This is a genomic window from Bacillus sp. RSS_NA_20 (genome assembly GCF_020165915.1).
Taxonomy (GTDB): domain Bacteria; phylum Bacillota; class Bacilli; order Bacillales; family Bacillaceae; genus Bacillus; species Bacillus altitudinis.
Genome location: NZ_JAIUKW010000005.1, coordinates 1,662,369 through 1,676,941, shown reverse-complemented (window position 1 = coordinate 1,676,941; position 14,573 = coordinate 1,662,369). Strand labels below are relative to the sequence as shown.

13 protein-coding genes are annotated in these 14,573 nt (G+C 42.1%); 12 read left to right on the top strand and 1 reads right to left on the bottom strand.

Annotated elements, in window-relative coordinates:
• The first annotated feature begins 3 nt into the window (after positions 1-3).
• The 5 genes from essC (at position 4) to LCD32_RS14335 (ending at position 9,372) form a co-directional block, all read left to right on the top strand.
• Positions 4-4,479: a type VII secretion protein EssC gene (gene essC / locus LCD32_RS14355; RefSeq protein ID WP_224564060.1), complete on the top strand. Its 4,476-nt coding sequence runs from the start codon at positions 4-6 to the stop codon at positions 4,477-4,479.
• The gene (gene esaA / locus LCD32_RS14350) at positions 4,476-7,373 is read left to right on the top strand and encodes a type VII secretion protein EsaA (RefSeq protein ID WP_224564057.1); all 2,898 of its coding nucleotides are present in this window, start codon (positions 4,476-4,478) and stop codon (positions 7,371-7,373) included. Before essC ends, esaA begins: the two co-directional genes overlap by 4 nt.
• The gene (essA, locus tag LCD32_RS14345) at positions 7,354-7,851 is read left to right on the top strand and encodes a type VII secretion protein EssA (RefSeq protein ID WP_138826364.1); all 498 of its coding nucleotides are present in this window, start codon (positions 7,354-7,356) and stop codon (positions 7,849-7,851) included. The genes esaA and essA overlap by 20 nt, the downstream gene beginning before the upstream one ends.
• Before the next feature lie 99 nt (positions 7,852-7,950).
• The gene (locus LCD32_RS14340) at positions 7,951-8,694 is read left to right on the top strand and encodes a (S)-benzoin forming benzil reductase (protein ID WP_065461580.1); all 744 of its coding nucleotides are present in this window, start codon (positions 7,951-7,953) and stop codon (positions 8,692-8,694) included.
• A gap of 144 nt (positions 8,695-8,838) precedes the next feature.
• On the top strand, positions 8,839-9,372 hold the full coding sequence (locus tag LCD32_RS14335; RefSeq protein ID WP_007500462.1) for an HD domain-containing protein: 534 nt from the start codon (positions 8,839-8,841) through the stop codon (positions 9,370-9,372).
• Here LCD32_RS14335 and LCD32_RS14330 read toward each other — a convergent pair.
• A complete protein-coding gene (locus LCD32_RS14330) occupies positions 9,369-10,853 on the bottom strand; it encodes an esterase/lipase family protein (protein ID WP_035389272.1) in 1,485 nt (494 codons plus the stop codon). The genes LCD32_RS14335 and LCD32_RS14330 overlap by 4 nt on opposite strands.
• A gap of 180 nt (positions 10,854-11,033) precedes the next feature.
• Between LCD32_RS14330 and LCD32_RS14325 the strand changes: the two genes are divergently transcribed.
• The 7 genes from LCD32_RS14325 to LCD32_RS14295 all read left to right on the top strand — a co-directional run bounded on the left by LCD32_RS14325 (position 11,034) and on the right by LCD32_RS14295 (position 14,561).
• On the top strand, positions 11,034-11,270 hold the full coding sequence (locus LCD32_RS14325; protein WP_003213721.1) for a YuzF family protein: 237 nt from the start codon (positions 11,034-11,036) through the stop codon (positions 11,268-11,270).
• Positions 11,271-11,454: 184 nt separating this feature from the next.
• Complete coding sequence (locus LCD32_RS14320) at positions 11,455-12,558, top strand: AI-2E family transporter (RefSeq protein WP_008345881.1); 1,104 nt, start codon at positions 11,455-11,457, stop codon at positions 12,556-12,558.
• Positions 12,559-12,626: 68 nt separating this feature from the next.
• The gene (locus tag LCD32_RS14315) at positions 12,627-12,848 is read left to right on the top strand and encodes a spore germination protein (protein WP_224564054.1); all 222 of its coding nucleotides are present in this window, start codon (positions 12,627-12,629) and stop codon (positions 12,846-12,848) included.
• A gap of 101 nt (positions 12,849-12,949) precedes the next feature.
• Entirely contained in the window at positions 12,950-13,171 is a 222-nt protein-coding gene (locus tag LCD32_RS14310; RefSeq protein ID WP_008345878.1) for a spore germination protein, read from the top strand.
• A gap of 94 nt (positions 13,172-13,265) precedes the next feature.
• On the top strand, positions 13,266-13,514 hold the full coding sequence (locus tag LCD32_RS14305; protein WP_008345876.1) for a YueH family protein: 249 nt from the start codon (positions 13,266-13,268) through the stop codon (positions 13,512-13,514).
• Between the two features lie 27 nt (positions 13,515-13,541).
• The gene (locus tag LCD32_RS14300; protein WP_046344389.1) at positions 13,542-13,949 is read left to right on the top strand and encodes a YueI family protein; all 408 of its coding nucleotides are present in this window, start codon (positions 13,542-13,544) and stop codon (positions 13,947-13,949) included.
• A 60-nt stretch (positions 13,950-14,009) separates the two neighbouring features.
• Complete coding sequence (locus tag LCD32_RS14295; protein ID WP_046526549.1) at positions 14,010-14,561, top strand: cysteine hydrolase family protein; 552 nt, start codon at positions 14,010-14,012, stop codon at positions 14,559-14,561.
• Positions 14,562-14,573: the final 12 nt, after the last annotated feature.

Sequence of the window (14,573 nt, the reverse complement as noted above, 5' to 3'; positions counted from 1 at the left end):
CGTTTGAGTCTTCTATGGGTTTTTTATGAGGAAGATTATCAAACCGTCCGTTTAGATGAGCAGTTCAACCGGGAAGCTGTGATTGGACCTGAAATAGAGCATACAGTAACGATTCCTTCCCTTTCGTTTGATGAAGGATTGATTCGTTTATCTCCAGATGAAACGAATGATGGCTTTTCTCTTTATCAGGGCGAAAAGAAGATAGGTCACTTACTTCCACATGAACCATGTCAGGTTGGTTCACTCACACTCATGTTGATGGATTCACATCATGATCAAACCATTTATTACCTAGGAAATAGAGTCGAAGTGACTATTTCAAGTGAAGAAATAGATGAAGCGGATGTGTGGAAAGAACAAGCCCATTCAATGTTTCAAGATGCCAAATCCTTCACGTTGGAAAAAATAGAAGGCACTTGGTATGTCATTCCCCAAGATGAAACGATCTATGTGAACGGGAAACAGCTGCACGGTCCACAGCAACTTCTTGCTGGAGATGAGCTGTTTTGGAACTTTTTGACGCTTTCATTGAAAGATGATGATTTATTGCAAGTAACAGCATTTGAACCATTTCAAACACGTTTAGAAAAAACAAGACCGCCGAGTACCGAAACGAAACAAAAATATCCTTTATATAGACGAACACCACGTTTGATTTACGATCTGCCAGATGACCGGGTGTCTTTCAGCTTTCCTTCACAGGAGAGTGAAAATAACGGCAGAGGACTTTGGCTCGTGGTTCTTCCGCCGCTTGTCATGCTGATTGTCATGGGGATCGTGGCCCTTGTACAGCCGCGAGGTATCTTTATTGTCGTGTCGATGGCGATGTTTATTATGACGTTAATTACTTCGTCCGTTCAATATTTTAAAGAGAAATCACAGCGCAAAAGACGAGAAGAGAAGCGGCAACGCGTTTACTCTCTTTACTTAGAAAATAAGCGGAAAGAGCTGCAAGAGCTGTATGACCGTCAACAATTTATTTTAACGTATCATTATCCGTCTTTTGAACAAATGAAATATTTGACGTCAGAAATCAGCGGGCGTATTTGGGAAAAGACGCTTGTCAGTGATGATTTTTTACAGCTGCGTCTAGGGACAGGTGCAGTTCCTTCAAGTTATGAATTATCGACGAGCGGCGGCGATATGGCCAATCGTGACATCGATGACTTAATGGAACAAACACAGCATATGCAAAACGTCTATCGCGAGGTAAAAGATGTACCGATTACGTTCGGTCTTGCGGACGGTCCAACCGGATTAATAGGAAAACCGGCAATTGTCAAAAATGAACTTCACCAGCTTGTCGGTCAGCTTGCTTTCTCGCACAGCTATCATGATTTGAGATTTGTTTTTATCTTTAATGAACAGGAGTATGAGAACTGGGAATGGATGAAATGGCTGCCGCACTTCCAACTTCCTCATACATACGGGAAAGGGTTTATATATAACGAACAAACACGTGATCAGCTCTTGTCTTCTATTTATGAAATTTTGCGAGAGCGTGATCTGGAAGAGGAAAAAGAGAAAAAAATATTTACGCCTCACTTTGTGTTTATCGTGACAAACCATGAACTCATTGCGGAACACGTGATTTTAGAATACCTAGAAGGCAGCCGGACGGATTTAGGCATCTCAATTATCTTTGCGGCAGAAACAAAGGAAAGCTTGGCAGAAAATATTTCAACGCTTGTTCGTTACATTAACGAAGAAGAAGGAGATATTCTCATTCAGCATAAGAAGGCCGTACGAATTCCATTTCAGCTGGATGCACATGTGCGAGCGGACAATGAGTTGTTTGCCAGAACCTTAAGAACATTAGATCATCAAGTCGGGATGACCAACTCGATTCCAGAAACAGTCTCCTTCCTTGACCTGTTTCATGCCAAACAGGTAGATGACATTGGCATTCGTGAAAAATGGCTGACATCTGAAACAGCAAAGTCATTATCTGTGCCTATCGGTTATAAAGGAAAAAACGATATTGTCGATCTGAATCTGCATGAAAAAGCACATGGCCCACATGGTCTGTTAGCGGGAACAACGGGATCAGGAAAAAGTGAGTTTTTACAGACGTATATTTTATCCTTGGCTGTACACTTTCACCCGCATGAAGTGGCGTTCCTGCTCATTGATTACAAAGGGGGCGGAATGGCGCAGCCGTTCCGAAATATTCCGCACTTACTTGGTACGATCACAAACATTGAAGGCAGCAAAAACTTTAGTGAAAGAGCGCTTGCCTCTATTAAAAGTGAACTGAAGAAAAGACAGCGCTTGTTTGATCAGTATCATGTGAATCATATCAATGACTATACGAAACTCTATAAAGAGAAAAAGGCGGAACAGGCGATGCCTCATTTGTTCTTAATCTCTGATGAGTTTGCTGAATTAAAAAGTGAAGAGCCAGATTTTATTAGAGAGCTTGTCAGTGCCGCGCGGATTGGACGAAGTCTCGGTGTCCATCTCATTTTGGCGACACAAAAGCCCGGCGGGGTCATTGATGATCAAATTTGGAGTAACTCCCGCTTTAAAGTCGCATTAAAGGTACAAGATGCATCAGACAGTAAGGAAATTTTGAAAAATAGTGATGCAGCGTCGATTACCGTGACAGGTCGTGGATATTTACAAGTGGGGAACAATGAAATCTATGAATTATTCCAGTCGGCTTGGAGCGGTGCACCGTATATGGAAGACGGCTACGGATCAGAAGATGACATTGCCATTGTAACGGACACTGGACTGATCCCATTATCAGGGGTAAGTACAGAGCCGGCTGTGAAAAAAGAGACAGTGACGGAAATTTCCGCTGTTGTGGATGAAATTGAACGTATGCAGCAAGAGCTTGGAATTGAAAAGCTTCCGAGTCCATGGCTTCCACCGCTTGAAGAGCGGATTCCAAAAACACGTTATGCATCAAGTGAAGAGCACGTCTTCCATTTCGCTCTTGTCGATGAGCCAGATCAGCAAAGCCAGCATCCACTTTCTTATCAAATGATGGAGGATGGAAATATTGGCATCTTCGGTTCATCCGGCTACGGCAAATCACTTGCTGCAACAACACTGCTTATGAGCTTCGCAGAAAGATATTCACCTGAAGAATGGCATGCATATATTTATGACTTCGGTAACGGCACCTTGCTACCGCTTGCCAAACTTCCGCATACGGCTGATTATTTCTTAATGGATCAAATGAGAAAGATTCAAAAGTCGATGAAGCGTCTTCGTGAAGAGGTTGAATATCGCAAGCGTTTATTTAGACAGCAGGAAATGAGTCATATCAAAATGTACAATGCGCTGAATGAAAAAAAGCTTCCATTCATATTTATCGTGATTGACAACTTTGACATTGTGAAAGACGAAATGCATGAACTCGAATCTGAATTTATTCAGTTAAGCCGTGATGGACAATCGTTAGGCATTTATTTCTTAATCACAGCGACTCGTGTCAACGCAGTCCGTCAATCGCTTATGAACAATTTGAAAACAAAGATTGTCCATTACTTAATGGATCAAGGAGAAGCATACTCCATTATTGGCAGACCGAAATTCAGCTTAGAGCCAATTCCAGGACGAGTCATTATCAACAAAGAAGAGCTTTACTTTGCCCAAATGTTCCTGCCAGTTGAAGGAGAGAACGATCTCGAATTGTTTGAGCATTTAAAACAAGAGATCCAGCTTCTAGATGCTCGCTTTGAATCAGCTGAAAAACCAAAACCTGTGCCGATGCTTCCTGATAAACTGACCATTTGGGAGCTAGAGAGTCGCTTAGAAGAACAAAAACAGCCGTATGACATTCCAGTCGGACTAGATGAGGAATCTGTTGCACCTGTTTACTTTGACTTGAAGAAGAATAAACACTGCCTCATTATCGGACAAACGCAGCGAGGGAAAACAAATGTGACCAAACTAATGCTTGATCAGCTATTAGGAGCAAAACCTGAGAAGCTGGCCGTCTTTGATTCGATTGATCGGGGGCTCTCTCATTATGCAAAAGAAGAGAACATTGATTACCTTGAAACAAAGGATGATATCACAGAATGGGCAGAGGAAATAGATCGTTTATTCAAGGTGCGTGAAGAGATGTACGTCGAAGCTGTGCGCCGGGGAGAGACTGATCAGTTGTCGTTCTCTCAAATTGTGCTTGTGATTGATGGCATTACGCGTTTTCAGCAGACAATCGACCCGCGTCTTCAAGATCAATTGGCTGATTTCATGAAGTCATATGCACACTTAGGCTTCAGCCTGATCGCATCAGGAAATCATACCGAATTCAGTAAAGGCTATGATGCACTCACAAACGAAATCAAACAGGTTCGTCATGCCATGTTACTGATGAAAAAATCAGAGCAAAACATCATACCGCTTCCGTATGCAAGACAAGAACCAGAGATTCAGCCAGGATTCGGATATTTGGTTGAAAACGGGAAAGAGAAGAAAATCCAGGTTCCTTTATGTGCGGTAGAAAGGAAGAGTGTTCAATGACAGAGCAGCAAAAAAGCTCCATCAAAATCGTGTCGACCATGATACTGATTCTCGTCTTGCCGGTTCTATTTTTCCATCTCATTGGGGATGATCCGGCAAAACAGAAAAAGAATGCCACACGTAACATTGCCGTGGTCAATGAGGATATGGGGGCGAGCGAAAGTGAAAATACCGCTCGTTTCGGACAGGATGTGGTGGCGGCATTATCAGAACGTCCAGATTACACATGGACAGTCGTCAACCGAAGTGCGGCAGAAAATGGCCTGAAAAATAGAAAGTACGATGCAGTTCTCTATATTCCATCTGACTTCTCTAAAAATGTGCTGAGCTATGATAAGGATCATCCTGAGAAGGCATCTATCCAATTCTCAATCCAAGATCAGCTCAATGCAGTGAATAAAGAAAAAGTACAAAGAGAGCTAGAAAATGCTCAAAAGAAAATGAATGAACAAATGTCGACTTTATATTGGAGTTTTGTATCACAGGAAATCGGCAATGTCAGAGAAGAGTTTGAGCATATTGTTGGCAAAGAGGTCGAATTCCAAAACACGATGTACAACTTCTATAAGCCAAATTCAAACAAACTATCTGATGCCGTCCAGCAGCAGAAGAAACAAATAGAAGAACTAAAAAATGCGATGGCCGATTCACAAAAACAGTATAAAGACGGTTTAAGTACAACAGAAGAAGCGAAAAGCCAGCTAAAGGATTTCGTAAAAGTAGTCGATCAATATCAGCAGTATCAAGATAAACAAAAGGATCTCTTGATCAAAGCGCAATCGACAAGCAAAAAACAAATCCAGCAAGGACTCAAACAGCTTGCGGAGATTCAAAACCAAAACACCCGCAGCTTTAGCGATCAAATGGGCGGACTCAAAACCGATATCAATGGGGTCCAAAGTCAGCTTAAAACAACAGACAGCGCAATTCAATCTGTTCAAAGGGCAAGAGAAGACGTAATTCCTAAGCAATCGTCGGGATTAACGGACCTTGTGAAGGCGTCTCAAGAAGAACTATTGAAGAATTATGAAGGTCAATACTTAGAGGCCTATAAAAGTAAGATCATCGCCTTGCAGAATAAGCTAGAGACAAAAAGGCAAGAGCTAATGAACGCGCCCGAGCAGCCAGCTGATCCTGATGATGACGGGCAATCAGATCAAGATAACGAGAACCCAGAAGAGATTGGCATTAACTTAGATGATGAAACAAATGAACTCTCGCAAATTTCATCGGAAATGAACGATCTAGCTGATCAATTAGAAGATCAGACTGCACCTCCGACTAATGAAGATGATAAAGAGAGTGAAAATGGTCAGGATGCTGTTCAGCCAGATAACAGCGGCACGAATCAATCAAAAGATGACCTAAAAGCACTGTCTAATCGTTTAGAAGAAGTGAAAAAGAAGATTCAAGAAAAATCGGCCGCTCATAACGACCAATTGAAAGACAAAGTAAGTCAAATGAGTAAGGAGCTTGAAAGCCTCACGAAAAAAGTAGAGAAGCTTGAAAAGATGATTCTAAGGTTACAAGATCGATATAACGTCATTCCGAATGAAATCAAAAATCAGGAATCCTCTATTTTAAACAAAGTGCAAGAGCTGAAACGAGTAAACTCGCCGATTGGCAACACTTTGGATACAAAAATATTTGATCAAGAGTTTAAAACAAATTCAACAAGCACCAAAAAGTTAATGGAATACTCCAATCAACTGTCTCAGCTAGAGATGATGCTTGGGAATCTATATCAACCAACAAACAACTCATCTCTACTAGACACAAAAGGAGATGAAATCCAGTCCATCCTTTCCATCAAAAAAGAAGAAACGGAAAACTGGGATACACTCAAAAATCAAATGCTGACGTCAAATGATGATGTGTCTACCTTTATTGATGAGATGCAAAAATTCTCAGATGGCTACGCAGAATACATTTCGACTCAGCAGGCAAGCATGGAACAGGAGTTAAATGCCATTTCTGAAAGTGCGGACACAGTAGCTGAACAAATGGCTGATCAAGGAGATGCTGTGTATACGGCAGACCTTGCGGGCAGTTCGATTGTTGTGAGTGCACAGGATTCAATTGGTCAGGAAGTGCTTCGTCTTTCTGAAAATATGAGTTCGTTAACTGACCGCCAAAAAGGGGTGGCGGATTATACGAATAATATTGAAGAAAGTGTCACAACCGTTCAAGAAAAAGCAGATACGTTGAACGAAAACTGGAGTAAGAATGTCAATTCTACGAAGCTTGTTCAACAAGATTTAAAGGGTATTTTAGGCAACACTTTAGACGATCAAGGCAACAGCAACTATGTGTATAACCATTTAGCCAATCCGCTGAAAATTAGCGGCGATGTGCCAGAAGAAAAAACGCAGACTGTACCGCCAGTAGTCATTTTGGTTATTGTGATGATCAGCAGTTTGTTGATTGGCTTTTTTAGCTCGTACTATGCGTCAGCGCCAATGCTGGTCAAAGGTGCACTGTTTGGTATTTTAAATCTGCTAGTCGGGCTCATGATCAGTCTGTTTGGACTCAACATTTACAAACTAGCTGATGACCAAGCCATTCAATGGTCGATCTTTACGATTTTGCTGCTAGTGGCATGCTCTGCCTTTATTCGCACAGCTTTCCTTTTCGGTTCAATTGCCGGATGGATGGCAGCAACGGCGCTTATTTTCTTCTTTGTTGCACCGTTAATTGATTTGGTCATGCCAAACTTCCATTTTACAAATCCAGTGACAGACGTGTATCTGTCCATCCAATATGGAAATGGAGACAACTTCGGTATGGGCATCACAGGGCTACTGATTTTAACGATATTGTTCATGGTCATTCCACTAGTGAAGAAGCTATGGAAAGACAAAACAGAGGAACGTGATGTCACTCATGAGGCTTAATCTATTCGTCAAAGGGATGGCACTTGGTGTCATATCCCTTTTTCTCCTCAGTCCTGCTGCTTTTGCTGCTACAGGTGAAGATACGGATACGAATGTCAAGCCGAATGAATATCAAGAAAAGAACCTCAATATTAATTCGAGTATATTGAGGGATCAAACGAAATACGAACAAAGCAAAACAACATCTAAAGTCAAAACGGACATTCACTTTGCTGACCCGCCTAAGACCTCTGGTGGTCAACTTTCGCCGCAAATTTTTAGTGATCTGAAAGACAATCCGCCTAAAACGCCAGCTCGTATGATGAAAGAGATGAATATCTCTTTCAGCGATTCGGCTGTATCAACTCCTTCTGGCGATGATCATGAAAAGCAGAGATCGGCGCTTCTGCCAATCATTTTTGGCATCTTGATCGCCTTTGGCATCATTGTCATGAGCATTCTGATTCCAAAGGTGAATGTGAAGACGGAAAAGAAATAGCCTGCCTCTTTAAAAAGGGGCAGGCTTTTCTTTATGCAGATTGCTTGATGTGATACCGATTCACTATTTAAAATAGTGTTATCAAGGGAGGAGATTGTCATTCGAATTTCAATCGTCACAGGCGGATCAAAAGGATTTGGTTTAGCACTTGTCAAACAGCTACTTTCACGCGGGGATAACGTGTATACCGCTGCAAGAAGTGAGTCGCCACTATCCCATCCACACCTCACGCATTCACAGGTCGATCTCACTGATGAGGAATCGGCTGCAAAGTGGCTTCAGGGCATCTTGTCCTCGCAAACTCTCGCAGACGCTGATGACGTCTTGCTTGTCAATAATGCAGGAATGGTGACTCCTATCAAGCGTGCAGGGCAAGGCGGAGAAGATACGCTTCATCAGCATTATACGCTGAACCTTGTCATCCCTGTTTTGCTCAGTCACGTGTTTGTGAGGGAGACACAATCTCTTGAAGGGAAGAAAACCATCGTGCATCTTTCTTCTGGGGCAGCTAAAAACCCGTACAAAGGATGGAGTGCCTATTGCAGTTCAAAAGCAGGGCTTGATATGTTTATGAGGACTTTACATGAGGAACAGCAGGACGAAGCATATCCTGTCACCACGTTTTCCTTTTCACCCGGTACGATTGATACAGATATGCAGGGAGAGATTCGGAAATCCTCCAAACAAGACTTTGAACAAATTGAGCGGTTTCAGCAATTACATGAAACAGGTACGCTAAAGAGCCCAGATGAAGTGGCCGGTATTTTACTCGACCTTCTAGCAGATGACCCAGCTGGTGGTTGTGTATACGATGCCCGTGAGTATGAAAAAAAGCAGTCATAACGGCTGCTTTTTTCGTATTGTACAAGCAAAGACAGCTTATCGAGCATAAGCTAATCTTGAGACTCATCGGAAATATGACAGAACATTTGAGTTTCTTTTCAGAATATGTTAGGATGCTAAAAATATAGATAAGGAGGGGTTTCCATGAGAAAGGTTACATTAATGGATGTTTACACCCATCCAGTCGCTCAAAAATATTTAAATCGTTCAGGAAAAGCCCACGCTATTGCTTGTGCTTATCACGCATTCAAACTGGCGATGCAGGCGGGGATTAACCCGGATCTTGCTGTGAAAGCAGCACTCTTGCATGACATCGGCCACTATGAATGGTATACAGCAGGCGGAGAATGGGATTACGAGACATATAGACGCAATGATATTCATGCCATTAAAGGGGCAGAGCGGGCACATAAACTGCTCATACGGCTCGGCGAGGAACCAAAAGCAGCCAAAGAGATTGCCCTTGCGATTTTGCTTCACACAGATTCATATTTGCCAGAGGGCGACCTGCATAAGGACACACTCCAGCAAATTGTGAAGAAAGCAGATGAAATGGACGAAGAGCCTGGTGGACACCATCATTACAGACAAATAGATGAATCACTTGCGCTCAAAAAAATTGCTGATTTGGATGAGAAGGTGCAGCAGGCGCTTCAGCCCATGAAACGCTCTGTTTAATATGGAATATCTCCATGAATCGTTCCGTGCTGATCCACATACAATGTGCGGATCACAGTACGGTTAAATGCCGACGTCCCTGACGCAGTGAGACCTGTGTAATGAACCGTGACGGAATAAGCACCTTCTTTTTTCAATTGAACGGCTGATGAAGAGCTCGTTTTCAGTGGATGATCCTTCTCGGCATCTTTAAAATAAGTGGTCTCTACAGTTTTGCTTAATCGTTTAATCAGCTTGCTCGAATGTGTCGATGCATCTCCTGATTTCGCTGCAGCGATTTTGATTTCTTCATTCAATGGTGAATCAAAGGATACAAGTAGCAAATAAGGATCCTTTTTTCCTGAATTTGATCGAATCGTCCATTTTCCTGGAACGGGTTTATTGATTTGCACATGGTGTGAATAGGCGCCTTCATATGGGAATGATGATTCGGATGTCGTCAAATTGGTTAAAACATCTCCATTTGGCGCAACGATTTCCGGATTGGCTTCCTGTCTTTCATTTAACCACTGAATCGATAGGCCATTCGTTCCTTCCTCTACATAGAACGCTTCTGTTTTATCCTTTTCACTTTCTCCACCTTTCACATAAACGTTTGTATTTAGCTCCGAAGAGACTGGTTCTTGCTCTTGTTCGTCTTCACTTTCAGCGCTTGCGGTACTTGCACGCAGCTGTGCCTGAAATACAGGGAACATGCTTGTGCCGTTTTTGATCGAAAAGTGATCCCATTTTCCTGTTAAAATATTGTTTGCATATGCTAGCTTTGTGCTGCTGACCGTCACAGCGCCATCGTTTGCACCAAAGCTTTTTAAATACATGCCGCCTAAATAAAGCACTCCGCCAAAGGTTCCCCAATCTGAACCAGAATAGGTTACATACTTATGAGGGAACGTCTCCAGCTGGTCGGTTTCACTTCGAAAAGCTGCCATCATCCCGGTTTGCAGAGAATAGAGCGCGTCGCTCTTTTGTCCAAGGATTTGCGCAAGCCAGCTTCCGCCTTTGCTATAGGCTAAATCCGCAAGCGGCGTCCCATAGTGTGGAGAGCCAAGTGTGATGACTTTCTCTACATATGGATGAGCGTTGTAATACACGAGGGCAGCCTGCGTATCCACTCCGCCTTTACTATGACCGATTACGATCAGTTTTCTGCCGAAAAATTCATAGATTTCTTTTAACTTTTCTGCTAATAGTTTCCCATTCTTTTTCATGTCCTGATCTGGATACAAATCTATGAACGCGCTTTCGTATCCGTTCAGAACAGCTTGTTTTGCCATATCGTTTCGATCAGACCATGTGGAGGAAGAACTGTTTATGCCATGAACAAAAACAAGTGGGGGTTTTGACAGGTCTTTTTGTACCGGTTCTTCTCCTTTAAACCACTTCCCTGGTGTACCAGGTGCATCTCCAATTGTGCCTGCGTGCGCATAACTTGCAGAGGATAGTAAGAGCATGACAGCAACGATACAGATTAATTTTTTCAAGATCATTCACCTCTTCAAATAATTTAAGATGTTGGCAGCACCAATCTATTATACTTCTAAAAATTGTAAAAAAATACGAAATGTAAAAATACGGTAATAATGTTGTGGGTTTGCTGAGTGACACTCACATGGGTCATTGCATACGCTGTGGGTAAATACACAAGTAAAGGGGCAGGTAGCATGGCACAACAAGGAAGTCCACAGCTTGTTTCATTAGTTGATCCATATGTTTATCAAACATTGCAGAAAGTAGTCGGTATGAGATTGATTGTTCAAACAGTGAAAGATACAGTACGTGGAAAGTTGAAGGAAGTGATGCCGGATCATATTGTGATTGAGGCGGGGGCAAAATCAGTGTTTTATGTGCGGATCCAGCAAATCGTGTCGGTGATGCCTGATCACAGTGAAAGAGTGTAGCAAGCAGACGCACAGGTGTCTGCTTTTTTCAATGCTTACAGAATGTATATCTGGAAAAAGTGCATGATATACCAATTGTTCTTTTTTTTTCAAAAAATATGGTTCTAAAACAAGAAGCAGTTGACAGAAGGTGGGTTGAATAGTAGTTTTTTAATAAGATCAATACGTAACAGGAGGAGCATCTTTGTTAAAATCTAAAGTTCATTTTTGGACATTCCAAATATTACTGGTTTTACTGATTGTGTACGTATCAACAAAAGTTTCGTTTTTATTTCAGCCGATCATTTTATTTGCTTCAACGTTGTTTGTTCCTATTTTACTGGCAGGTATTCTCTTTTTCATCTTTAATCCGATTGTTCGATTTTTGTCGAAGAAGATACCTAGGACGCTCGCCATTCTGATTATTTATCTCCTATTCATCGGGCTTATCACGTTTGTTGTCAATGCTGCTGGACCTGTCATTGTCACGCAGGTGGGTGGACTTGTCAAAAGCTTCCCGGGGTATGTCACGGACATGCAGAAATTTATCAACGACTTCTCGCATTCTAAAACATTTACATGGATGATGAACCAAGATTATGTGTCTGTTTCGAAGTTTGAACAGTCGATCGTTTCGACATTAAAAGATTTACCGGAAAATATTGCTTCCAGTATGTCGGCGGTGTTTGGCGTGATTGCGAATATTGCCCTCGCTGTCATTACCGTTCCATTCATTTTATTTTACATGCTAAAAGACGGGCATAAGTTTCCGGACAAGCTCGTTCAATTTTTGCCAATGCCTTACCGTAAGGAAGGATTGAAGATTTTTAAAGAATTAAACGATACGCTTGCTGCTTACATACAAGGGCAAATCGTTGTTTGTTTATTTGTCGGAGTTGCTTGTTTTATCGGATACTTATTAATTGGTGTGAAATATGCGCTCATTCTCGGCATCATTATTGCGGTGACAAATGTCATTCCATATCTTGGGCCATATCTTGGTGCGGCGCCAGCTGTGCTCATTGCTTTTCTTGATTCACCTGGAAAAGCGGTTGTGACTGTTATTGTCATTCTTGTTGTTCAGCAGATCGATGGAAATGTCATTTCTCCATTGATCATTGGAAAACGTCTCAACACACATCCGTTAACAATTATCTTGCTATTAATTGGGGCAGGAAGTTTTGGCGGAATCCTTGGCATGATTTTTGCCGTCCCTGTCTATGCGCTGCTGAAAGCCATCACACTCAATATTGTCAGATTGGTTCAGCTGCGTCAGCGCTCTCGAAAAGAACAGCATTTAAACGTTTAGGGCAGATGCACAACTTTTCCCTTTTTGCATAACATAACTCACATAAGCGAATAGGGAGGAGAAGGAAGATGCCTGCGATTGTTGGACCCATCCATATTGAGTCTTTAGGCGGAAATGGCTCGGCTACTTTTGGTGACGTTCTCGCCATTGCCCCTTTGGCTGTAGATCACTCGGCCGGTGGAGCGGGCGCTTTTAATTCAGGTGATTATATGTCCCTGACAAGCGATCCGAATGCCACCATGCTTTGGGACTTTACACTGTTTGGCCAGCCTCAATCATTTAATGCATAAAAGACAGCTGATCATACGACATATCAGCTGTCTTTTTTATGTTGGATAGACACGTATTGTTCCGCTAGGCATATGATGAGGGTAGTAAAGGTGGTGGAAAGATGCCAGCAATTGTTGGACCCATTCATATTGACCGTGTCATAGGAAACGGTTCTGCACATTTCGGCGATGTGTTTGCCATTTCGCCAAAAAGTGTGGACCATTCCGCTGGTGGTTCAGGCACCTATAATGCAGGAGACTTTGTTCAATTCTTCAACAATCCGAACGTCACATTTGTTTGGGATTCAAACCTGATCAGCCAGCAAAAGAGCTTTAACGCATAGCCAGCTTTGAAAGGGTCTCCTTTTCAGAAGCTGTCTTTTTTTATGGTACAATGGATAGAAGAAGGAAGAAGAAAAAGGGGGGAAAACACATCAAATGAAAATAAGAAAAGCGCATCTGACAAGCGGGCAACCAACAACCTACAATGTATATTTACATGAAAATAAAAAAGAATATAAAACGCTTGTCGCTGTACCTGACATGGAATGGAGTATTTCTATCGCGTATGAAGACGAAAAAACGCAGCTTGAGCAAGCACTAGAACAATCTTTAAACAAAAGAGTAGAAATAGACGAAGCCCGTGAACTCGCACAAAAAATTGTGCACTGGGTCACAGAAATGTAAATTCAGAAACCAGGAGTGAACACAGCAATGAAAGAAGAATCCGTAGACTTTTATTTGCAGCAAGGGATATTTGGACATGCTGAAACAAAACCCGATGAACGAAGAATGTTTCTCGGCTCATTAAGAGAACGTGCTCTTCTCGCTCTGACAAAAGGGCAAGTATCGAGACATAAACCGTATCAAGAGGTAGAGCAAGTATTGAAGGCAAACCGAGAGGCCACTGTTCTTTTAAATGGTGAATTGTCATATGCTTCTTATTCTCCATATGTCAAAATGGCAAATGCCGCTGGTTGTTCTTTTAAAGTGGTCAACCATCACGAGTCACATTCACCTTTTGGGCTTGTGATAGAGGTGCCGCATGCGATCAATCAAGAACATATCTATATAGAAGATGAGCTTTTTCAAAAAGCTTTTTCTCGTGAATCTGTTGAATAGGTTTCCCTAGTGAAATGAATAAGCTATAATGATTCAAAAGAGCATATGGGAGAGATGCGGATGGGCAAAGCATTGATTTGTATTGATTATACAGTTGATTTTGTTGCAGACGATGGAAAACTGACGTGCGGAAAGCCTGGACAGGCGATTGAGTCGAAGATCACAGAGATCACTTCTTCATTTATTGATGAAGGACACTTTGTTGTTTTTGCCGTCGATCATCATGAAGAGCAAGATCCATATCATCCAGAGACAAAGTTATTTCCGCCCCATAATATTCGCGGGACAGAAGGAATTGAACTTTACGGAAAACTAAGTTCACTATTTCACACGTCAACACATTTAAATCATGTCTATTATATGGAAAAAACAAGATACTCTGCTTTTGCAGGCACTCAATTAGAAATGAAACTGCGCGAGCGTGGCATCACTGAACTTCACCTAGCCGGAGTGTGTACCGATATTTGTGTACTTCATACAGCTGTTGATGCGTACAATAAAGGCTTTGAACTTGTGATTCATGCGAATGCCGTAGCGAGTTTTAATGAAGCGGGGCACGAGTGGGCACTTTCTCACTTTGAGCATACGCTTGGTGCGAAAGTGGTTAAGTAAGGGAAGGAGAAT

Excerpts from the sequence above, each read along its gene's own strand:
- esaA (WP_224564057.1), top strand. The coding sequence starts at position 4,476 with ATGACAGAGCAGCAAAAAAGCTCCATCAAAATCGTGTCGACCATGATA.
- essA (WP_138826364.1), top strand. The coding sequence starts at position 7,354 with ATGTCACTCATGAGGCTTAATCTATTCGTCAAAGGGATGGCACTTGGT.
- LCD32_RS14335 (WP_007500462.1), top strand. The coding sequence starts at position 8,839 with ATGAGAAAGGTTACATTAATGGATGTTTACACCCATCCAGTCGCTCAA.
- LCD32_RS14325 (WP_003213721.1), top strand. The coding sequence starts at position 11,034 with ATGGCACAACAAGGAAGTCCACAGCTTGTTTCATTAGTTGATCCATAT.
- LCD32_RS14315 (WP_224564054.1), top strand. The coding sequence starts at position 12,627 with ATGCCTGCGATTGTTGGACCCATCCATATTGAGTCTTTAGGCGGAAAT.
- LCD32_RS14310 (WP_008345878.1), top strand. The coding sequence starts at position 12,950 with ATGCCAGCAATTGTTGGACCCATTCATATTGACCGTGTCATAGGAAAC.
- LCD32_RS14305 (WP_008345876.1), top strand. The coding sequence starts at position 13,266 with ATGAAAATAAGAAAAGCGCATCTGACAAGCGGGCAACCAACAACCTAC.
- LCD32_RS14300 (WP_046344389.1), top strand. The coding sequence starts at position 13,542 with ATGAAAGAAGAATCCGTAGACTTTTATTTGCAGCAAGGGATATTTGGA.
- LCD32_RS14295 (WP_046526549.1), top strand. The coding sequence starts at position 14,010 with ATGGGCAAAGCATTGATTTGTATTGATTATACAGTTGATTTTGTTGCA.